The organism is Mesorhizobium sp. M4B.F.Ca.ET.214.01.1.1, from assembly GCF_004791545.1.
Lineage (GTDB): Bacteria > Pseudomonadota > Alphaproteobacteria > Rhizobiales > Rhizobiaceae > Mesorhizobium > Mesorhizobium abyssinicae.
Genome location: NZ_SRUX01000025.1, coordinates 25,057 through 47,215 on the forward strand (window position 1 = coordinate 25,057; position 22,159 = coordinate 47,215).

Sequence of the window (22,159 nt, forward strand, 5' to 3'; positions counted from 1 at the left end):
AGGACACAATGGCTGATCTCAAAACGATTGCCGGCCTTCGTCTCCAGGAAGGATCGAAAGACACATTCACCCTGGTTGTGCGCTGGGTGCTTGGCGATGGCGGCAGCGACGCATTGCCCGCCTATGATGCCGAATTCACCGTGGAAGCGATCGAGGCCAAGATCGAGAGCACCGGAGCCCCAAGGCGCGCCGGGCGTCCGCTAGACGTCAAGGATTTTAAGATCACGCCGATCCGGCAGATCCTCAAGCAGGCCGTCTCGCCGCGGCAGTACTTCATGCTGGACACGCCTCGCGACTCGGTCGATTGGCCGTTTGCAGTTGCGGGCCATTGGTTGCAGACAAAGCGACCCGATGGGCCAGTGAAGGACGTTCCCCTCGATCAGACCGATCTTTCGAAAGTGCCGTTTGGGGTGGTCAACCTGCTGCATGAATCCGATCGGGACCGCGTCGCCAACCGCGTCGCGCAGCGGGTACTGCAGGCCTTTCCGACCGCGATGCGAGCACGACCAAACCTTGCCTATACCCAGGACACAAGAGCTCTTGCGGATCTTGCCGGTCGATTTGCCGATTGGCTTGTTACCAGCGGCGCGCGCCCGGCGCATGTGCCGCATATCATCCGACGCAGCGCCGCGCGCCTGTCAGGAACCGAGGCAGCGCTGTCGCGAGCCCTAGTGGACATGCCGCATATCGACCTTTGGGCGCCGGACGCATCCGTCGTCCCGCATATCCGCCTGCAAGAATTGGCCCTGATTTCTGCAGCACTGGGGACAGGCAGCACGTTCGATGATGTGCGCGATCTTGCTGATCAGGCCGAGCAGGTGCGCGGCCATATCCGGTTGCGTACCCTGCATGGCGGAAAACTGCTCGACTATTGGAGCGATCCGGACAGCGGCGGCACGGGGTCGGAAGCAGATCGTGGCCGACAATTCTACGGGTCAGAGATCCTTGGCCTTGGCCGCAGCTTCAGCCTTGATCGCACAGACATCGAAGGCATTACCGCGGTAGGAAATGGGATCGTCGTCACCGTGACGCAGACCAAGGTCGGTACGACCAAGCAGCCGCCTTTCGATCCGGGGACATCGCTCCTGCGCAGAGAGATCGAGCTCAAATACGCGCTCAAAGGGGGATCTTCGCACCCGCCCGTGGCGCCGACCGGCGCCAGCATCAATTATGACCTGGTTGAGGTACCCCAGGCAGCCGACGCCGCCGTCCAGATGAACGGGCGTGCGCTTGGGTTTCGCACAGGAGATGGACGTATCGAGATCGCCATCGACCCGCTGCCAGCCGGCAGCCCGGCTGCGGCCTGGAATGTTTATGGCATGTGGGAGGGTCATAAGGCCTCGCAACCCTTCTTCGACAATCCGGCCAAGATGCCCACGCTTGCCGACCTTGCCCCATGGCTCATGACGAGGCGCTATTCCTTTGCGCGCGATCTCGGCCCAGCACTTGTCGACCCCAAAGGGGATCCGCTTGTCGCGGCCTTGGAGGCCGCCTTAAGGCAGCCGGCTTGGCAACCCGTCCTGCCTGTCCCCACCACAAATGACGACAGGACCGACGAGCGGTCGGGCCTCGACGACAAGCCGTTGCCATCGAAGGGGGACAAGGGTTCTGCACGATTTGCCTTCGATCTGCGCAAAGGTTTCCTGGCCGCGCCGATGAAGCCGCCGGCCGACCTGCCGGACTGGGACATAGCCGTGCCACCCGATCCGACCTGGTCAGCGCGCAAATGGCGCCCCGACTCGTCGGCGTCGGCGATGCCTGCGGTGCCGCAGCGCTATCGCTTCTTTGTCACCGCCGTTGATCCGCTCGATCAGGAAAGCGATCCGATCGCGGTTGCGGCGGCCGATCTTGAAGCTGGCGAAGTAGCGGGGACGATATTTTCCCTGCGGCAGCGCTCTCGCCTCATGCCCCCACCGGGCAACGACTCCGCCTCGCCCTTGTCGTTGCGGCTTGTTTCGGCGCAAGCAGCGTTTCCATTGCAGCTGAAAATGCAATTCAGCACGCCCTACGCCAGCTACGCCGCACATCAGCAAGACAGCAAAGGCAAGATACCGCTGGCGGATCCCGCCACCTTGACGGCATGGGCAACCATTCTGCGCAAACGGCCTAAGCCACCGATCCTCCCTCTCGAACGAGACAAGGCCATTCTTGCTATGCCCGCCGCGGAACCCTGGCAGAGCGAGATCGATGAGCTCGTGGCCGATGGCTGGGAACAGGTCAGCGTCCAGGAGGTCGCCGCACCAAACGCCCAGGGTATCTGGGAGCTGTATTACGAGACCGATGACGTTGGTGCGGGCTATCTCTACATGGGCGTCGCCGGCTTCAAGCTGAAAGGTGGCTACGTCCAGTTCTGGGCGCCCAATGTGGCTGCCCGCACGGCGCAGTTGCTGAGCAAGGGCGAGGACGGCAAGATGACATTCTCGCCCGAACCCTCGCCCGAGGTCATAGGCAGCAGTCCCCTCGCCAAGACGCCGGAGCTCCTGGTCAGCGACGCGCGGCCGCCGAACATGCCGACTGAGCCCGCAGCGCTTTTGGTGCCGGCGCTGCCGATCTTGCCTCCTCCGGGGCTTGACCGCGACCTCGTGCTGCAAAGGCTGGCGACTTGCGACTTTGCCGACAAGGGCGTCAAGATCGATCCCGTCGCATGGTCCGACGATGCCACCACGCTGACGCTGGGTCAGATAGCGATGTGCGAGAGTGCACTGGAACGCCTTACCTGGAGTGGTGATCCTGCCAGCGCGGCGGATTTGCGACCAAGCCGCACTATCCTTGCGCTTGGCACCAGAACCGATACGGGCAAGCCGCAGCAAAGCCCTACGATCGGTTTTCGCGGTCTGGCGCAATTGTCCTGGCGCTACGCGCCTATGGCGACCATTCCTGCGGCGCAGCGGCCAGCTCTGTCCGAAACCGCGGCGTTCAAAATCTATCAAGCAAGGTGCCCATTGGAAGCAAGCCTAGCGAAAGCTGCGGCCAATGGCGAGGTCACGCTTACCGCCGTGGACGGCAAGGGCGCAGTTAGGCTGTCTGGAACTAGCGATGCCGCCAACGCCGCGCTGGCCTCGATCGAGTTGGGGGTTCCAGCCGTCGTGCTGATCCCACAGGCGAACGGTCTTTGCATCGCCTATGTGATCCGAAGCGCCAAGGGCGCGCGTGCAGCCACGGCCGCACAGCTGAAATCGATTGATGGACAGCCGCTCCCCACCAAAGGCGCGGTCACTACCGCGACGCTGCATCTTGGCCACGGGCTGTGGATCGTCGAGCAGAACCCCAAGACACCCCAGCTCAATGGCAAGCTCTTCGTGCCGCTCGGGGGCGGACCGCAGGAGACGTTCGTCTGGTGGATCGCACCCTTGTCCTATGCCGGGCTTGAGGCCAGGACGCAGGACTGCCCGGCCTGTTGCCAAACGCTCACCGGTTCGATCCAACCGCCGCCGCCGCTGCAGTATCAGGCAACCCAGCCAACCAGGGCGGACGAGCACCGCCTGGAGGATGTGGCGAAATATCGTGCCTTCCTGCCAGCTGGCGTCGTGGACGACAGCGACGCGGCAAGCCTTCCGCGCCTCGTGATCAATTGGACGGCAGGTGACCAGTCGTCGGATGTCTTCCTGATGATCGAACGGGACGAGCAGGAGATCAAAAAACAGGACGCGCGGATCATGGCCATGCTCGACATGAAGGCCTGGGAGGCGTTGAAGGCCATCGAGGGCCTGAAGGACGGCGCGGCCATCGAGAAGGCCTGGCTTGGCGCGATACGCACGGGGTGGCTGCGCGGCATGCCGGTCGAGGCTGAACCGTCGGCACCAACAACGTTCCGGCGCATCGGGCTCAGGGCAAAAATCCCCGCGACAGCAGGCATTGTCCAGCTTACCGATCCAACCCAGCCTGCCGGATCCGCAAAACGCCCGACATTCATCGACTATTTCGGACGAAACGGGGACGATATGGTCGTGATGAACGGCAATTATGAGTTTCGTTATCGCCTGCGCGCCTTCCGCGATCTGGGGACAGGCAGCGACGGCCCGCATTATCTTTATTCAAGGCCTACCGCCTGGACGAATTTCGCAATCCCGGAGCGGCCGCCCATCCAGGTTGTGGCGCAGATGGGCGCTGCACAGCCAGCGGATTATTCCTTGTTTGCCCCGCGCGTCACCTTCCGCCTGCAAACCCCCGAAAAGATCACGGAGAGGACCTCCCCGTGGTTCTTCCGGGCGCTTCTGCGCCGCTATGTCGAGGTGCCCATGCCAAGCGCCAGCCCAGGAAAGCCAAGCGCGCGGGCGCAATGGATCGATGTCGGCCAGACCGCCGTCATCGAATGGAACGGGATCGCCGCAGAAATAACCGACGACGAACTCCAAAGGGAATGGGCAGCGCAGAAACTCAACCCGAATTACCGCATCCAGGTCCAGGCCTTCAGGAGAGACGATACCGATAGCAAGGAAGTACTGGTCCGCAGTTTTGACATACGCTTCGCGCAAGACGGACATGATGAAATCAATGTGGCAATCGCAGGTCTGAAGGACGAACTGGCCGCTGAACAGCCTTATGTCGTGGAGGTGAAGGTCATCTGATGGACAATGTCGACATGCTGGCCGCAGATGAGGCTGCCCTAGGCTTGATCATCCGCTTTGTCGCCGACGCGGCCGATTGCGATGCTTCCGTGGTCACGCCAGACACCGATATTTATCTCGAGCTCGGCGTCGACTCGCTCGGCGCGATGGCGATCTTCATCGATATGGCCTTCGAGCTAAGCGCTCCCGAACCGCCCCAGGACTTCGACTTTGCCGCCGTCAACACGCCGCGTAAGCTGCTTGCCTATGTCACCGCCGTCCGCACAATCGCTTGACCTGAATGGTCTGCTTGATCTCTTGCCTTATGGGGAGGGCTTCCGATTTGCCGACGCGGTCATGCGCCTTTCGCAGGAGTCGGTGGTCACCGCCAAGCGCTATAGCCTGTCGGAGCCTGCGATCGCCGCGCACCGCGTCGGCGGACACATTGTCGTCCCGGGCGTTTTCCTCATAGAACAGGCGGCGCAATCGGCTTTGATCGCCGCCTTGGCGCTCAACCCCGACGATAGCGCCGCCGCCTATTGGCTGGCAAAGGCAGAAGGGCAATTCCATGCCCCTGCTTTGTGTCCCTGCGAGGTGATCGCGGAGACGCAGCTGGCGCGCATGCAGTCCAGCTTTGGTTTTCGCACGGTCTGTCGTATCGCCGACACAGCCGTTGCAAGCATCAAGGGCGTCGTTGCCAAGCGAGCCCATGGAGCCTGGCGTTGAAACCGGTCTGGCCGCGATGGATGGACGCACGTACGGCTCTTGGGGCTGACTGGGCCACAAGCTGGGCAGCGCTGCTTGCCGGGAGGATCGCGACGTCGCCCTGGACGGCACCATCTGCGGCATTCGAGGCTGCTGCCGCGGTCGCTGCCTTACCGGACCTTGATCGGTCCGTCGATCTCAACGGCAGGGGCCCTGCCGCGCGGATGCTCATCGAAATGCGCCGGCGCCTGCGAGCAGCCGGCGCGTCGGCGCTCCCGCTCTATGGTGCGTCCAATCATGGCGAGACCGATGCCTTGGTGGACTTGGCGCAAAGGATCGCGGAGGCACGCCCTGCCCCGCCAAGCCTGTGGCGGTCCCTGCTGGTTGATCCGGTTCCGGAAGCCGTGCTCGATGACGGCAGTGGCATCTGGCTCTCATCGGCATGCACATCGGGCTCGCATGCGTTGATCCTGGCCTGCGCCGCCAGCATTGACACCGGCGGCCCGAGCGCGGTGATCGCCGTGGACGCGTTGAGCGCAATTGGCGTGGTGGGGTTTGCCCGCGTAGGGGCAACGACGTCAGAACCGGCGCGGCCCTTCCTGGAGGACCGTGCCGGACTTGTCGTTGGCGAGGGCGCCGCCGCCCTTTGGCTGGCCGTGCACCCGACCCACTGGCCTGCGATTGTCGGGATTGGCGTTAGCTGCGATGCAAGCCATCCGACTGATCCCGACCCGCAGGGGACCTTCCTGGCCTCAGCCATTGAAGAGGCATTAGCGCAGGCAGGCCTGTCGGCCGCAGGCGTGTCGGGCATCATCGCGCATGGAACGGCAACCATGAAAAACGATGTGGCGGAAGCTGCAGCGTTTCTGAAACTATGGCCTGGCGGGCCACCTCCTGTCACCAGTGTCAAAAGGGGCGTCGGCCATACAATGGGGGTGGCCGGGCTGCTCAACGTGATTGTCGCGATACAGGCGCTCAAGGACGGTGTTATGCCACCGGCGGTCGCGGACGGCGCGACCATTGCGCAGATCGACCTGGTACGCGGAGCACCGAGACCGATACCCGGCGGGGGCGCTCTCTTGGCGCTCGCCAGCGGATTTGGCGGCAACAATACGGCTATCGTCGTTTCGAACAGGCAGGCCTAACGGTGGAAATCGAGTTGTTTTCAGGTTTGGACCAGGAGGATGGCTTCCCGGCTGGTGTTTCGCTGCTCGCAGCAGACGTCCGATCCGTCCTCGTCAGGACCGCCGAAGTCCGCCACGCCCGTCACCGAGACTTCTCGACTGCGCTCGCCAATCTCGCGACCAAACGCGCGCTTCTGCCTGAAGACCAACGCATCGGCATCATATGCATCGGTGGCCCGGTTGCCGTTGCGCCATCTCTGGCATTTGCGCAGCAGGCCCTCGATCGCGGTCCGCGATTCGTCAACCCGATCGGGTTCCCACCGACACTCATCAGCGATGTCCCCACCCAGCTTGCGGCATTGATAGGCGCACATCAGTTCGCGCTGACGGTCGGGTGGAACAGGCTGGCATTCCTCGAAGCAATCAAGGTTGCCGATCTCTATAGGAGGCTCGGTCTGGCAGAACTGGTCGTCGTGGTGGCTGCAATGAGCGGGGCCGGACTCGGGCCGATCACAGCCGGAACCTGTCTTGAAAGGTCAGTTCTGGACATATCGCTTGCTGCTCGCGTCGGTCCTGTTGCAGGCACTGGCCGACTGGTCGAGGTCGTCGAGCTTGACGCTCCCGGCCTTGCGCCCGACATCATCTTGGATTGGCAATTACAAGAGGTCTCCGGTCATGGCAGCCTTTTGACGCGCCACGAGGCGCTGACCGCATCGGTGGCCGTTTTGATGAGCGAGATCGCCATGTCAGGGGCTGCCACATCCGTCCGTTTGTCGGATGGCGGCCTAAAAGCTTCGCTTTTGATCCGTCCACGATGACTTCCGATCCGCTTAAGCTCGGGCTTGGCGCATTTGATTGGCCTGCTCGGGTCAACCTTGCGTACGAAATGCACGTCAGTCGAGTTTGAGCAAGTTAAGTCTGAGGATCCTACCGCCTCCGCTCCCGTAAGATGACGCGTCAGGCCGTCGAAGTACCTGAAACCGTAGGGGTTCCAGACAGGGCACGTTGCAATCACCGTTCCGTTCCTAATCGCACCGGCCAGCGCCCCCAATAGTGTCCTCCAACTCTCGGGGAGGGCTTCAGTTCGACGTGTTCGTAGCGGGCCGGTCAACTGACCACGGCTCGTCTCCGCGATCTCCATCAAGAAGCCACAAGCTCGGCAGCGAGTGTGGTTGTGGCCGCGTAACGACGTCAGTTTGCAAGCTTGAGATGGCTTGGCGGATAGATCATCGCCACGACCTGTTCGACAGAGGAAAAATGGGCGACGTATTCGGACGTACGCTTATGGCCCAAGTGGCCTGCGGCTTTTGATGAATCAACAGGACCGTACCAATAACTGCCATGAGGCGCAAAGCCTTTGCGCAAAGTCACCTGCGATTTCGGCATACGACGCTCGAACTGCACCACATTCGGGGCAAACCCATACAACAGTTCGACCTAATAACTTGTTGCCAAGAATGGTCGAAGGTGTGAAATTCAGCTACAAAGCCATCGGCAAAATACCAGGCCGCTGCCGCTTGACGCCGTGCGTCGCCAACATTTCGCCTATAGCTCAGAACTGAGGAGAATTTGCATGTTGCGGATTGCCATGACTATCTTGCTCTTGAGCTTGTTTACTGTCTTCGGTGAAGCGGCTGGCGGTGCGTCGCCGCCTAGTCCTGAAGGAGCATGGAGGTGCGAGCGGGGATGTGGGTGCACCCCCTCCTCGCCGAGCAAGTCCACAATTATAAGAAAAGCTCCGCCTGTTATGATTCTAAACGCTATCCAAGTAATTACAGTAGGCCCGGTTCCTGATCTGGCATTGGTGAATGAGTGCGGACAGGTTTCAGGCGCACAAACTCTGCCCAACGGTCGAATTCAAGCATTAGGCTGGAAAATCGTTGGACAAATCTCCTCTAGTGGGAACGCCATCACTTGGAGCAATGGATCGGTTTGGGTTAGGCGACCCGCGCATCCCGAACTAACGGACCTGCTTAAATATTGGGAGGGAAAGGTCTTTTATTGTGATGACCCGCGAGTACCTGCAGTACATTTTCCGTCGAAGGAACCAGAGAATCGTGCCCGCGAGTTCTGCGATGACGGTGACGCAATAATCGAGAACGCCCTGCTGTGCTACGTAGGCGATCAGAGGGGGTGTGAAACTGTCAAAACATCTCAGAGTGCGAATGGTCGCTGGTGGCGATCACCAAGGAAAGCCATTTTACAACCTGGCGAGCCTCTTCTTCTTGAAAAGGGTGAAACGACCTTCAGTAACGACCACGCACTGGGCGTGATGCTATATTTGAGCATAACTCAAGATCGAAATGCTTTTAATCTATGGATTCAATGGATAAATTCTAACGACAGGTGCCGGACATTTTGTGGCATAAGCCCATCTCTCACTGCCAGGTATTGCGAAAATGACAACTGTACACTCAAACTCAATGACTGTCCACTTCTCGAACTTCTCGGCGCGCAATTAAATGAGCCAGTTCCGTTTTGCGGAACCTTTGTTCCTTTTGGGCCACCCATCGATCTTCTAATGAAGCAATTGAACGAGAGTTACGAAACGGTAACCTCAGAACTTCCGATTGTGCCACCCCAAGCAAAAGAGCTCAAAGGGTTGCTCGACCGAACCATGGAAAAAACGAGGGCGATAGCGTCGAGCATCGAGCAACTCCGCAGCAAGATCGACCAGTTTCTGGTCGCCAAGTCTCGGATGGCAAATATCGTTACTAACATCAACTCAACTGCAAACAGAAAGGGATTTTCTCGCCACAACACGATGGTGGAGGTTATGCTTCTGGAGGATTGGGGCTTTGGCAGCCAGGAGCTAAACGAAGCGGCAGCTAGAGTACTTGCGATTTCCGAGGGAGGAGCGATGGAAGGTGACAACCCGTTCTTTGAGTATGTAGCACATAGAGCATCCGATCGGATGATCGAACTGGCGTTGCGCAAATGCCCGCCTGTGTTGCCCAATGACACTCACCCGCGCAGAGAGTGGATGTGGGAGCGAGCAGCCGACGACACCCCAGCTTTTTCGCAATCGATGTATTGGGACTGCATCTTCATTGGAAAGTTGTGGCAAAACGGCGATGTAATGGACCCACAGGTCGCCGACACAAATGAGCAAGAGAAGGCTGCAAGGCTAGTCTTCGACCAAACCGTCAAGTCATTTGAGGCGGTGAAGGAATTAGCTGAAGCCCTTATTACGCAACTTCGGGAGGGTCTCAAGAATCCTTCGAGCGTAGATTGGGAGCGGTTCAGGAAAATAGTTGAGGGCCAAAGGCAGCGCGCCGAGGAGTTGTCAAAGGAGGTGGAGAAACTACGGCAACAAGTCACAGACAACCTGCCTGGGAGCGATCTCTCCAACTGGGGCGTGTTCGATCGCATCCCGCGTCCACCAGTGTCTCCACCGGTGAAATTTCCGTGATCGCTCTGGTAGGTCGTCAAACCAACATCGCCCCTGACGTGCGGGAACGCGATTGGATTTACGCCATGAGTTCGCTGAGCGCTTGCCGCATCGCTACGTATGGGCCATGCCGGCTCTCGTTAATGCCTCCTCACGGGAGTGATAGCGTACCGGCGTAGGCAGCGCGTTGCAGCAGGTTCGATCAACAAACTCGATTTCGGGAGGCGGGACCTCTGGATCGGCGTCATGCCTTTGCTGAAGGATTTGTTCGGGTTGTTCATCTCGACGACCTGACCGGCATCCATGAAGATAACATGGCGGGCAAAACCCATCTCACCGGACTTGTGCCCGACTAAAGGATTCGCTCTCCATTTCCTTCTTGCTCGAAACGCATCAAGATGTACGGAATCCGCCTTTGCAATACCAACTTGATGACGCCATTGCCTCGTATAGGGCCGCCTGCCATGAGTTGCAGCCCGACTTATGTCGAGAACGGCATTTGCGGTCGAGATGAGCCGCCACGTCGGCGAAACCGCCAGCTTGGAAGACCTCTTCGAGTTCCTCTGCTATCCCTGCAATCTCCTCAGTAGCGACGTTTGAATAGAGGTGCGCCAGATCGAGTGCATCGAATTGATGCAACACGCGCGCTCGAAGATTGGCGTGGAAGCCAGGAGTAATTCCTACAGAGAACAGCGCCGCAGCCGGCGTCGTCTCAACGATTTCGGCAATAAGCCACCGTTGGTCATCAATTTCGTCGAAATACGGGTGAACCGCGCAGTCCTTAGGCCCAGTCGGGGCTGCAGCATGTTTGCCTTTGTTGCAACGATTGCAACTCCCTACCAAATTCTTTGGTGCGACTGAGAGACCTGGATAGGACTCCTTTGGCAAAACATGATCAAGCGTCTCGATTGTGCCATATCGGCAGAAAGGACATCGATCGTTCCTTGGTAGGATTTTCAGCGCATCGTAGATAGCGCGGGCGGGCATCTTCTTGCCCACCATACGACCCGTGTAGTTCTTGATTAGGTCAGCTCCTCCAACTGCACCGATGCCCTTTTTATGAGTTTCAACGAGATACAGTTTCCCGAGTTTTGCATAAGCATCGTACTCGGTGGAAAGATCTACAATTTCTTGCCTGATTCCCTTCATTTTGGCTCGTAGAACGGCCGAGTTAATACGGTCCGCGCACAAATCGAATGTCGCGCCTGATTCGAACGAAGGCGACTTGACGGACCACATCACTAACCGTCCCGGCGGCCACGCTGGGCCAGGAGCGCCCGGATCAAGGCTTGTCCCTGCCCACCAATCTCATCGTCGAAGCGAGCCATCACGCCCTCAAAAGTCTGTTCTCCTGCAACAATCTCGCCGATTATTCGATGAAAGCCAGAGCGGTCGACCTCCAAGCCGAAAACTTCGCGGGTCAACACGTTGACCGCCTCTGCAAATGTTTCAATTTCTGGTCGGCTAGCTGCAGAAGCGAGGCCGTGTCTGGCGATCTTCCAAACGCACGATGCTGGAACCTCCTGAACGACGACCGGGGAATGGGTTGCAATAATGGCTACGCCGTTCCGATTGGTTAGGAGGTCCGAGAGTGCGCGCACAAAAGCCGCTAGCAACGGCGGGTGAAGATGTGCCTCAGGTTCATCCATGAGGACGAGTGTCCGCTCCTCAACCAATTCAACTAATCTAGTGGTGGTGAGCAGGACGATCTTGTGGCCGGAGCTGAGTCTGCCGTAGAGGGCCTTAGCCTCCTCAACGAATGCTTCTTCGTCGTCGATTTCTGTAAGTTCGGCAACGCCGATTTCGGCAAAGAGATTGTCGGTCTCCAACGTTTGCAACGCGGCTCGCCAACGCTTCCGACGAACACCTTTAGCGCAGACACGGACACTCTTCGCAAAGTCGCTAGCTAGTCGGTCGATGTTTTGAGTAATGACGGCTGTTTTTCCTTCGCGTTTGATGAGTTTACGAAGGCCAACATTTTCGTAGCCGATTTTGGCCTCTTCCTTCGCAGCGGTTTGCTGAACGGTCAGGAACTCGTCAAAGGCACTGAAGGTCACACTAACGAGGTTCGCGAACGTCTCATCCGCATCGCCGATCAAATCGACTTCCAATGCTTCAAAAGAGAACGAACCGTCCCTTCGCTTCGTGGTTGAAGCGTCAACCAACGCACGCGTCATACCATTTAGAAGGCGTGTCTTGCCAACCCCATTGCGACCTACAAGCACATGAATATTAGTCGGTGGGAATGCTCCCGGTTTCACCTTGAATTCCAGTTCGACAGGATCAGTCAGAGAGCCGACCGTTTTTGCAGCCCGGTATGAGAACTCGTATGGTGTAAGTTCGACGCCCTCGTCCAGTACTCGTCGATACTGAATTTCGACATTGCGTGCACTGGATGAGCGCATGAGAGATGTCTTCATTACATCCTCTTCTAGAGCCCGCGCGTAAAGTATTTGATCGGCCGCAACGTCACGCAGAGCAGCGAGTATCTCGAAGCGCTCCTCTTCGTCGATTTCCATCAAGGCTTTGTAATAGTCGACATCCTGGCCAAGTGAAAAGAACTCCTCTGGCAGTCTCTCGAATTCTAGAGGCAACGCGGGACGCCGCTGTTTTTCTGGCCAACCAAACTCGCCTATTTTTACTTGTCCGATTTCGTGTTTCTGGCCCGCTCGGTCGAAATAGGTTAGGTAGTAGAGGGTGTTATATGTGAACCAATCATCCCAATTGTCTGTCCAAAGGTAGCCGGTTGCCACTCCGCTATCCGGGGCATGATTGGCGCTATTAGGGCGGACTACAAACGTCATTTTTATAATTAGCGTTTCCAAATATAGGAACCTTCGACAATCGAAGCACTATCGCGGATCAGCCTTCTGGTCGACTCATTAATGACTCGAATATCGTGGATAGGTCGAAATGCTCGTAGTGGACATAGATTTCATCGACAGACATTCCCAGCTCGGTCGGGCGATCCAGGTGGACGACCGTGGACTGCGCAGCCTCGTACTGCAAATTCGCCAGAGTCATGAAGATCGGGCCCGACGATAATAGCCTCGCCCGGTGCCACCATCGGAATGAACAGCGCGGCATTTTTATCGAGGTCGCCGCAAGCCCGCTCGACCTTGCAGCCCTGCTCGCAGTGTGAAAACTAGTCAACTTAAGAAAAATCCGACAGGTGGGAAATGAATGAAGAAGGCTTTCGAGGTTGGTTAGCGGCGAACTACCGGCGCAACACCGTAAGCACGAAGCTCTCTGAGGCTAGAAAACTAGCGGCGGCCTACGGCGATCTCGATCTAGCGTTCGACACGGATCGCCTAGACGAGATCCTGAGAACGCTGGTGTACTCTTCAGAGGATCGAGCCAAAGGTCGGGCAAACCCGTCCAGACTAGCTCTGAAATCGACGAACTTTTACCGTGATCTGAGCAATTTCAGGACAACCGTAAGCTACTATCGCAACTATCGCGATGGCACGTCGCGCCGCCCGAAGCTGCCACTACCCACTCGCGAAGCAATTGAGAGCGCAATGGACGAATACGATGCACTAGGCTTCGATGAGTTTATGTCGGCGTATAACTTCGGTACTTCAATAACCAATTGGGTACTGAGGAGCGGCAATCCCTATCCATCCAAGGCTATTGTCGGCGTGGCGCACCAATATATGCCAGGCGGAACGCCTCTTGATAGTGAGCAGTTCAGTGGCTCAGATGCCAGGCGCCACCTGCAAGAACTCGGGTACGAGATCCAGGCCGACCCAACAAAGCCGGAAGAGCCCACGCGCCGCTTTTGGATCGAGAAGACGATCGTGAGTGGGCGGCCAGATCGAGAGGAAGGCGACAACCGACTTGGTCGCTCACTATGGTCACCACAGCGCTCAAAAAACGGTGGGGACATCTATTCTTCGATGCGTGAGGTGCAGCCCGGTGATGTCGTTTTCCACCTTACCAACAACAAGGCCTTTGTGGGCGTTTCGGTAGTAGAGGCCGCCGTCGACGACACGTTTCAGGGGATCGCCGGAACGGAATGGGAAGGTGATGCATACAGGATCTCATTGAGAGAGTTTGAGGACCTTGATCCACCGCTTGAAAGGCAAGCGTTTCTCGCCACCGAACCCTTCGCAACGGAGTTGTCGGAGTTGGTTAGTGGCGGCGCTGGTCGATTATTTTACAATCGAAAGTTGGAGCTGAACCAGGGGGCTTACCTCACAGAGGCGACCCCCACCCTGCTTTCAATCCTGAACCGTGCCTATGAGTCATTTGCCGGCAAGGCTCTCCCGTACGCTGAAATCGACGAAGGTGCGCGCTTGGACGTTGCTCGGGTGAGCATTGACAGCGCTTACTCGCTAGACGAGGCGCTTGCAGAGCTCTTCCTCGATCAATTCGAGGCAGAGGAAATCATGCTTGTCTGGAGAGCCAAGAAGAACATCGTCCTCCAAGGACCTCCGGGCGTTGGGAAGTCCTTTGCAGCCCAACGACTGGCCTTCGCTTTGATGGGCTCAAAGGATCGCGACCGGCTGGGCTTCGTTCAATTCCATCAATCATTCTCATACGAGGATTTTGTTGAGGGGTACCGGCCTACAGCCGATGGCTTTGAGCTACGTCCAGGTAAGTTTGTTGAGTTCTGCCGTCGCGCAGAATCAGACCCTGACCATAGCTATGTGTTTGTGATCGACGAGATTAACCGCGGCAACCTGAGCAAAATTCTTGGCGAGCTAATGCTCCTCATCGAGGTCGATAAGCGATCCACTGATTGGGCTATAGCCCTAGCGTCTGGCAAAGTACCGTTCCACGTCCCCAAGAACGTATACCTGCTAGGTTTGATGAATACAGCCGATCGATCGCTGGCGGTTGTCGACTACGCACTGCGCCGCCGCTTCGCTTTCATTACCCTCACCCCGAAGTTCTCTTCGCCAAAACTTCGAACGCAGCTAGCCGCGGCGGGAGTCTCAAACACCGTGACGTCCATGCTCATTCAGAGGATCGAAGCGCTGAATAGTGAGATTGTCACTGACACGTCTAACCTTGGCCCAGGGTTTGAGATTGGCCACAGCTACTTTTGCGCGCGGCCATCCGAGCAAGAGGACGGTTGGTCATGGTATGAGCGGATCATTCGAACGGAGATCTTACATCTTTTGCGCGAGTACTGGTTTGACGCGCCAACGAAGGTCGCGCACTGGGAAACTGAATTGTTGGCGCCGCTATGACCGATGCTGTCGCCCATATCCCGATAGAAAACATCTACTACTTATTCTGCTATGCCTGGGACAGGTTTGAGGAAGCTCTATCTGTCCAAGTGGGGGGCAGCTCAAGCCCTGATCTTCCTACTCTTCTCGCGAAGGTCCTCCTGAACGGAACACATACCCTACTTCGACGTGGGGTCGATCGTGGGTATCGTTTGCATGACGAAGACCTTGCCACCTTGCGTGGCCAGATAGACTTAGGCCAGACGCTTCGCTTGCGATCTCGACAGACGCGTCGTCTACATTGCCGTTTCGATGAACTGAGCTATGACGTTCTCCACAATCAGATTCTAAAAGCTTCACTCCAAAGGCTTGCAAGAGCGCCCGGGATCGAGCCTTCGATAGCGCGCGAGCTGAGGCAGGCGGAGCAACAGTTCTCTAGTGTCTCCGATATCCGCCTAGAAGCAGGAGTTTTTTCGAGGGTCCACTTACATCGAAACATCTCGGGGTACGGCCTGCTGATGCGCGTGGCCGAACTCGCATTCCACTCTCTTTTGCCCACCGAAGATGGGAAGCGTTTCAAGTTTCACGATGTGCTCCGCGACGAACGGAAGATGGCCGCAGTTTTTGAAGCATTCATCCGCAACTTCTATCGACGCGAGCAGAGCACCTTTGCGGTAGAGCCGTTGCTTCTGAACTGGAACGCTGAGCAGTTATCGGACGGGGGCGAAGGCCGCCTTCCAGCGATGCGAGTCGATGTCTTCCTGCGATCACATGAGCGGCGAATTATCGTAGATACCAAATACTACGCGGATGCGCTGCAGACCTATCGTGGCGCACAAACATATCACTCGGGCCATCTGTACCAGCTCTTCGCCTATCTCCGAAACGCCCAAGGCATCAATGCTGCCGACCGGTACGACGGGATGCTACTATACCCGGAAGCGCGAAGTCGACCGGATGCGTGCTACCGCATACACGGTCACTCGATCCGCATTGCGACGATTAACCTCGCGCAACCGTGGCGGTTTATTGAACGCCGTTTGTTGGAGCTGATCCAGCTCGACGAATAGGATCATCCTGCACTCCGAAAAGCTAATTTATTCAAAGTCAACGTTATCCGTCCCAGACCATGATCGCAGAAATGCATGCAGCGGACCGGCAGCTTCTAGGGACTCGCCGCCGGTTTCAGAATGACCGGAAAGAAGCGAAAGCAGCGCGCACACAAACCCAGCCACTGGTATCGTCTGGCGAACTGTGCGGAGACATTGCCTGAGGTGCCTTTTTGCGACTGTGTGACGACTGCTTTGAACTCCGGACATCAACATCTGATACCATTCTTGAAGTAGCAGTCGAACGGTCAAGTCTGTCGCCCGAAGCCGAATTGGGTCCCCTTTATGAAACAGGAGGCAACTACTGTGGCAGCGGGAACCGCCGCGAACATCGAACTTGCGGATCTGATCCGACGAAACGTGGAGTCAATGGCCTTCCCGCCATCGGAAATAGAGGCGGCCACCTATGAGGAGGTGAGCGCGCTGCCGCGTGTAGTTGCTTTTCGGCCGCCCGCGGAAGAGCTTTTGGCGACTGGCTTCGTGCATTATGACTGTCACCGCAATTGCAGTGAGCAAGCTGCCAATGACCCGGATGGCAAAAGCAGACAGGTCACTGGATGGTTGCCTCATGGTGAAGACCTGATCCTCCACTCGGTCGCCCTTATTGGAAACCAATGGATCTGTCTGACGCCGCAGTTAGTGCCTGCGCTGAACAGGTTTGAGTTCATTCCTGACCCTCATCTTGAGTGGCGCAATGCAGATGGCGGCGCCACCCGGAGAGCATTCCGTCATGGGAATGAAGTACCGAAAGCCCTTCGCAAGGACCCAGGCCGTCATATCCGTATGCGGGACGAATTCCAGGCTCTCGTCGCAAGGGGACATTCGGTGATCGAAGCCAGAGATCTCATGGCAACGTCCGCTTTCTAGGAGATCGAACGTCGGTTCGGAAAACGAAAAGCGACTGGGCTTGAGGGCAGCAAGTAGCGCAGGTTAGACATAGGTTACATTAATATCAGGCGCTCATTTTTTTCGTCTACAGCTTTGCCGGAATGACTTCTAGGCTCGGGCGAGGACAAAGATGGTCGTTGAGGCTGCCTGACGTCCAGCCTCAATGAGAAAACATTCATGGATTTCGCTTCTCCGCTTTTCCAGCCGACATATTGCTGTTCCACCCCCTCAACACCGTCAGGTTGTTACCTGACAGCCGGTCCGGAACTCCCGCTAGTGCCGCTGAAGGGCAACGTCGATTGCGATTGCCTGGTGGTAGGCGGTGGCTGGATGGGACTTCACGCCGTTCGCCGCTATGCGGAGTTAAATCCTGATGCTGCGATGGTTCTCGTTGACGCGGGCCGTATCGGAACAACGCCGCCGGACGTTGCATGGGCTTTGCCATCGACCTAGCCCACAATCCGCGCAAGCGCGATTTCGTGGACGACGTCAAAGGCAATCTGGATGAATTGCTTCTGGGCGTCGATTGCTTTTTTTTGGAGGTACCGCAGTGAAGATCAAGGAAATCCATATTTATTCGCACAGTCTGCCCGTCAAGAACGGCCCCTACAGGATTGCAAGCAGTACCGTCCAGTCGCTCGAGACGACCCTGGTGAAAATCGTCGCCGACAACGGTCTCTTCGGCTGGGGCGAAACCTGTCCCATCGGCACGACCTACCAGCCCCAGCACGCGAAAGGTGCCGTCGCCGCGTTGGAGGAAATGGCTCCGGGACTCATCGGTGTCGATCCGCTTCAGCCGCTGGTATTTCGTCGCAGGATGGACGGCCTTCTCAACGGCCACCGCTACGCCAAGGCAGCGTTGGATATCGCCGCGTACGACATTCTAGGGAAACAGGTGAACATGCGCGTCGCCGACCTGCTAGGCGGCGTGATGACCGAACGCGTTCCGTCCTTCTACGCATCCGGTCTCGGGGAGCCGGACGAGGTCGCCCACATCGCCGAAGAACGCGCGAACGAAGGCTATCGGCGCATGCAGATAAAGGTCGGTGGCGGTCGTCCGATCGAAGCCAATATCGCGGTGGTCAGGAAGGTATGGGAGCGCGTAGGCACCCGCATGCGGCTTGCCGTCGACGGCAACCGGTCGTTGACAACGCGGGACACGCTGTGTCTCAGCCGGGAGTGCCTGGACATTCCTTTCATTATCGAACAGCCCTGCAACACGATCGAGGAACTTAAGTCGATCCGCAGTCAGCTGCACCACGGTCTTTACCTCGACGAGAACTGCGAGGATCTGAACACCGTGCTCCGCGCTGTCGGCGATGGCATCTGCGATGGCTTCGGCATGAAGGTCACCCGTATCGGCGGCCTGCACGCGATGGCAACGTTCCGCGACATTTGCGAGACCCGTTCAATGCCGCATACCTGCGACGATGCGTGGGGCGGCGACATCATCGCCGCGGCCTGCACCCATATTGGCGCGACGGTACAGCCCAGGCTCCTTGAGGGTGTATGGATCGCCCAGCCCTATGTGGAAGGCAACTACGATCCGGAGAACGGGGTCAAGATAGAGGGCGGCCACATCAAGCTGCCCACCGGACCAGGCCTCGGGGTGATCCCGGATGAGAGCCTTTTTGGAAAACCCGTTGCGTCTTTTGGCTGATATGATCTCTGACACTGCGACCGGCCGCGAGGAGACGATGCCGCATGGCGAGAAAGCGGCGGAAAAGGAAGAAGGTCGCCATCGCCGGGGCCGGCCCCGGCGGGCTGGAGGCCGCGCGAGTCGCCGGCTCTCGCAGGCATGATGCCGTGATCAAGGACGACACGACCATAACGTCGAAGATGAGAGTTTAGGCCATTGCACCCGTCGCGAGTCGCCTTGCGCTTCCGCGGCTGCGCTGGACGCGTCGGCGCGGGTTCCGAGGCGTCACCACAGCCGGCACGAAGGGCCGGGGATTCCTGATGCACCGAAGCGGCGTGTTGGCACGCTTCGCGCCGCCAGGCGAACACCGGCTGCGGCCTGAGACCGTAACGCCGAGCGACTTCGGAAATCATTGCGTTCGGCTCCAGGGGATCGGCAACCTCACAGATCGCGATCACTCCCGAAAAGTGGCCCGGAAACACCGCTTATGCTGAGGCAGTCTTGCAGCGTCGAGAAATGCCGACAGAAATGCGCGTTTCAGCTCATCGATCGACCGTCGCATCTTGTGCGATCTACTGCCAGTCCAGCAATTACCTCGCCGTGTCGGTCGAATATCGAAGTGCCGGACCGTCGAGGGGGCCGAAAGACGTCCGACCTGAGCCCTCTAACAACTGAGCGACCGCTTCGGGCCGAAGAGGAAGGTCGGTTATCTGCATGTGGTTGCGGTTAATTCCGCTTAGGTACCGTAGCCGATGATGCCCTTGATCTCGAGGAAGTCGTGGATCGCCCAGTCGGCATACTCTCGACCGTTGCCGGACTGCTTGTAGCCGCCGAAGGGCGCGAACGTGTCCCATTCCGGATAGTTGATCGAGACCTGGCCGGCGCGAAGCTGCGCGGCCACCTTGCGTGCGCGCTCGAGATCCTTCGACTGCACGTAGGCGGCGAGGCCATAGACGGTATCGTTGGCGATCTTCACCGCGTCGTCGTCGTCATCGTATGAGATGACCGAGAGCACCGGCCCGAAGATCTCCTCCTTGTCGATGGTCATGCCGGGCTTCACATGGCCGAACACGGTTGGCCGCACATAATAGCCGCGGTTGAGATGTTCAGGACGGCCCGGGCCGCCGGTGACAAGTGTCGCGCCTTCCTTGATACCGGCCTCGATTAGCCGCTGGATCTTGTCGTACTGGATGTTGGAGACGACAGGGCCGAGCTTGGTGACTTCCGAGCGCGGATCGCCGATCCTGTGCGCCTCGGCCGCCTTCTTGGCGATGGCCAGCGCCTCGTCATGGCGCGAGGCCGGCACCAGCATGCGCGTCGGCGCATCGCAGGACTGTCCGCTGTTGCCGAAGCAGCCTTCGACGCCCTTGCGCACGGCAGTTTCGAAATCGGCGTCGGCAAGCACGATGTTAGCCGACTTGCCGCCGAGCTCCTGCGCCACGCGCTTGACCGTCTGCGCCGCGGTCTGCGCGACGATGATGCCGGCGCGGGTTGAACCGGTGAAGGAAACCATGTCGACGTCCGGATGACCGGCCATGACCTGACCGACATCCGGGCCGTTGCCGTTGACCATGTTGTAGACGCCCTTGGGCGTGCCGGCCGCTTGCATCACTTCGGAGAAGACGATGCCGCTGATCGGCGCGATCTCGGACGGTTTCAGAACGACTGTGCAGCCCGCGGCGATCGCGGGGGCAACCTTGCAGACGATCTGGTTGAGCGGCCAGTTCCACGGCGTGATCAGCGCGCAGACGCCGATCGGCTCCTTGACCACCATGGTCGAGCCGCGTTGCTCGGAGAACTCATAGTCTTCAAGCGCCTTGATGGTTGCTTCCATATGCGCGCGCCCGGCCCAGGCCTGCGCCTCTCGCGCCCAAGTGATCGGAGAACCATTTTCCTGGCTGACGGCCTGGGCGATGTCCTCATAGCGCTCGTTGTAGACTTCGAGGATGCGCTTCAAAAGCTTCAGGCGTTCGGCCTTGGTCGTCTGCGAGAAGGACGGAAAGGCGGCCTTGGCTGCGGTGACGGCCTTGTCGACATCCGCCTTCGAGCCGACCGAGATCTTGGTATAGGCCTCCTCGGTCGATGGGTCGATGACGTCCAGCGTCGCCGGCGCGACCGGATCGACCCATTTGCCGTCGATGAAAAACTTCAGATGATTGCTCACTAAATTTTCACTCCGAGTTAGTCCAATGAAGGGGTCTGAAGGCAGAGCGTCCGGAACGAGATCAGCCCCGGTAGGCCCGTGGATTGATGCCGAAAGCTTGACGAAAGCACTTCGAAAAATGCGAGGCGGATGCGAAACCGCAGGCGATCGCGATCTCCACCACTGGCAATTCCGTCTGTTCAATAAGACGTCTGGCGCGGCCGAGCCGCAAATCCAAATAGTAGCGCATCGGTGAGGACGAAGCGGAACGCCTAAAAAGCCTCTCGATCTGGCGTTGGGAGCGGCCAACGCATTTGGCTATGTCGCGCAGCGGCAACGGGTCCTCTATGTGCTCTTCCATGATGCGGATGACTTCGGCGAGCGGCTTACAAATGCCACCCTCATTGCCGTCCGCCGTGCATTGCGTCTCCGATGCGGCGCGCCAATGGCCGGCGGTCGTATGCCTGCAGACGGCAAGCGCGGCCTCCCGTCCAAGGTGTTCGGTGATCAAATCCATGACCAGGTCAAAGGACGCAAACTCTCCGGCACACGTAACGAAACTGGACTCGCGAACGAATAGTTGGTCGGTCACTCGGAGTCGGCCGAACATTTCAGAGAGAGCTGCCCGCTTATCCCAATGGATTGTGCATCTTGTATCATCAAGGATTCCGCTCTCTGCCAGCAGCCACGTTGCGGTGCCCAACGCAGCGATGGGTACCCCATGCCTCCGGCATAGACGAAGAATATTGATGAGCGAGGCCGAGGAGCGCTTCTCGACCCTCTCGCCGGCGCAGACGACAACCATGTCTGGCCGATTGCTGGCTATGACGCGCCTTCCGGCACTCGCGAAGTCGCCGCTTGCCGACAAAGTGAAACCGCTGGCGCACTCGACGAGCTTCCCGTCCTCGCTCATAATCGTCCATTGAAAAAAGGACCTACCGCAAACCAAGTTCGCGTAGCGCAGAGGATCGACAAAGGCAGAGAGGCTGAGCTGCGAAAAACCGGGAAGTGCCAGAATGACGAACCGGCATACGTCTTGACCTGGTTCGATGGCCTGCCTTTTTGGATCCCAGGCTACGGCCCGGGAGCGATCCTCCGCTGAAAATGGCGCGTTCATACGTCGATCCTTTTTAGTGCCTTTGTCGGGCCGTCTGCGGCGTTTCGCTGAGGGGCTTTTGTGTCGGGCATCCCGGCGAAGACGTGTCCTCAGCCGCGAACGTTGTGCTTGCGCTTCATGTAATCCTTGGCGGTCTCGACCGCCACGGCGGCGTCGCGGCAATAGGCATCGGCGCCGACGGCCTTGCCGAATTCCTCGTTGAGCGGCGCGCCGCCGACCAGCACGACATAGTCGTCGCGGATGCCCTTTTCCTTCATCGTGTCGATGACGACCTTCATGTAGGGCATGGTGGTGGTGAGCAGCGCCGACATGCCGATGA

At 58.3% G+C, this 22,159-nt stretch carries 16 protein-coding genes and 1 pseudogene; 11 read left to right on the top strand and 6 right to left on the bottom strand.

Annotation, left to right across the window (positions count from 1 at the left end; genetic code table 11):
* Nucleotides 1-8: 8 nt before the first annotated feature.
* The 5 genes from EN857_RS31795 to EN857_RS31815 all read left to right on the top strand — a co-directional run bounded on the left by EN857_RS31795 (nt 9) and on the right by EN857_RS31815 (nt 7,194).
* Nucleotides 9-4,568 carry a hypothetical protein gene (locus tag EN857_RS31795; protein WP_135859595.1) on the top strand — a complete coding sequence of 1,520 codons (4,560 nt, stop codon included), beginning with the start codon at nt 9-11 and terminating at the stop codon, nt 4,566-4,568.
* Nucleotides 4,568-4,843, top strand: a complete 276-nt coding sequence (locus EN857_RS31800) for a phosphopantetheine-binding protein (protein WP_135859596.1) — start codon at nt 4,568-4,570, stop codon at nt 4,841-4,843. Before EN857_RS31795 ends, EN857_RS31800 begins: the two co-directional genes overlap by 1 nt.
* Nucleotides 4,815-5,273: a hypothetical protein gene (locus EN857_RS31805; protein ID WP_135859597.1), complete on the top strand. Its 459-nt coding sequence runs from the start codon at nt 4,815-4,817 to the stop codon at nt 5,271-5,273. Before EN857_RS31800 ends, EN857_RS31805 begins: the two co-directional genes overlap by 29 nt.
* A 203-nt stretch (nt 5,274-5,476) precedes the next feature.
* A complete protein-coding gene (locus tag EN857_RS31810) occupies nt 5,477-6,397 on the top strand; it encodes a beta-ketoacyl synthase N-terminal-like domain-containing protein (protein WP_189521674.1) in 921 nt (306 codons plus the stop codon).
* Between the two features lie 2 nt (nt 6,398-6,399).
* Nucleotides 6,400-7,194 (top strand): hypothetical protein, encoded by a 795-nt coding sequence (locus EN857_RS31815; RefSeq protein ID WP_135859599.1) that lies wholly within the window; start codon nt 6,400-6,402, stop codon nt 7,192-7,194.
* Between the two features lie 373 nt (nt 7,195-7,567).
* Here EN857_RS31815 and EN857_RS31820 read toward each other — a convergent pair whose 3' ends face one another.
* Nucleotides 7,568-7,804 (bottom strand): hypothetical protein, encoded by a 237-nt coding sequence (locus EN857_RS31820; RefSeq protein WP_135859600.1) that lies wholly within the window; start codon nt 7,802-7,804, stop codon nt 7,568-7,570.
* 145 nt (nt 7,805-7,949) lie between these two features.
* Here EN857_RS31820 and EN857_RS31825 point away from each other — a divergent pair, with 145 nt between their 5' ends.
* The gene (locus tag EN857_RS31825; protein ID WP_135859601.1) at nt 7,950-9,788 is read left to right on the top strand and encodes a hypothetical protein; all 1,839 of its coding nucleotides are present in this window, start codon (nt 7,950-7,952) and stop codon (nt 9,786-9,788) included.
* A 372-nt stretch (nt 9,789-10,160) separates the two neighbouring features.
* Here EN857_RS31825 and EN857_RS31835 read toward each other — a convergent pair whose 3' ends face one another.
* Both EN857_RS31835 and EN857_RS31840 read right to left on the bottom strand, forming a co-directional pair.
* Nucleotides 10,161-10,916 (bottom strand): HNH endonuclease signature motif containing protein, encoded by a 756-nt coding sequence (locus EN857_RS31835; RefSeq protein ID WP_135859602.1) that lies wholly within the window; start codon nt 10,914-10,916, stop codon nt 10,161-10,163.
* 92 nt (nt 10,917-11,008) lie between these two features.
* Nucleotides 11,009-12,520, bottom strand: a complete 1,512-nt coding sequence (locus EN857_RS31840) for an AAA family ATPase (RefSeq protein WP_210235152.1) — start codon at nt 12,518-12,520, stop codon at nt 11,009-11,011.
* Between the two features lie 426 nt (nt 12,521-12,946).
* Here EN857_RS31840 and EN857_RS31845 point away from each other — a divergent pair, with 426 nt between their 5' ends.
* From EN857_RS31845 to EN857_RS31865, 5 genes are all read left to right on the top strand, one after another.
* A complete protein-coding gene (locus EN857_RS31845) occupies nt 12,947-14,965 on the top strand; it encodes an AAA family ATPase (protein ID WP_135859604.1) in 2,019 nt (672 codons plus the stop codon).
* Complete coding sequence (locus EN857_RS31850; protein ID WP_135859605.1) at nt 14,962-16,014, top strand: hypothetical protein; 1,053 nt, start codon at nt 14,962-14,964, stop codon at nt 16,012-16,014. The genes EN857_RS31845 and EN857_RS31850 overlap by 4 nt, the downstream gene beginning before the upstream one ends.
* Before the next feature lie 345 nt (nt 16,015-16,359).
* Entirely contained in the window at nt 16,360-16,920 is a 561-nt protein-coding gene (locus EN857_RS31855; protein ID WP_245511366.1) for a hypothetical protein, read from the top strand.
* Between the two features lie 452 nt (nt 16,921-17,372).
* A complete protein-coding gene (locus EN857_RS36235; RefSeq protein ID WP_281035934.1) occupies nt 17,373-17,495 on the top strand; it encodes a hypothetical protein in 123 nt (40 codons plus the stop codon).
* Nucleotides 17,492-18,601: a mandelate racemase/muconate lactonizing enzyme family protein gene (locus EN857_RS31865; protein ID WP_135859607.1), complete on the top strand. Its 1,110-nt coding sequence runs from the start codon at nt 17,492-17,494 to the stop codon at nt 18,599-18,601. Before EN857_RS36235 ends, EN857_RS31865 begins: the two co-directional genes overlap by 4 nt.
* A 715-nt stretch (nt 18,602-19,316) precedes the next feature.
* On the opposite strand, the gene EN857_RS31875 is transcribed toward EN857_RS31865, so the two are convergent.
* From EN857_RS31875 to EN857_RS31885, 3 genes and pseudogenes are all read right to left on the bottom strand, one after another.
* Nucleotides 19,317-20,744 carry an aldehyde dehydrogenase family protein gene (locus tag EN857_RS31875; RefSeq protein WP_135859608.1) on the bottom strand — a complete coding sequence of 476 codons (1,428 nt, stop codon included), beginning with the start codon at nt 20,742-20,744 and terminating at the stop codon, nt 19,317-19,319.
* 61 nt (nt 20,745-20,805) lie between these two features.
* Nucleotides 20,806-21,840 (bottom strand): GlxA family transcriptional regulator, encoded by a 1,035-nt coding sequence (locus tag EN857_RS31880; protein WP_135859609.1) that lies wholly within the window; start codon nt 21,838-21,840, stop codon nt 20,806-20,808.
* A gap of 89 nt (nt 21,841-21,929) precedes the next feature.
* Nucleotides 21,930-22,159: pseudogene (locus EN857_RS31885) on the bottom strand (cobalamin-binding protein); the annotation flags it as partial.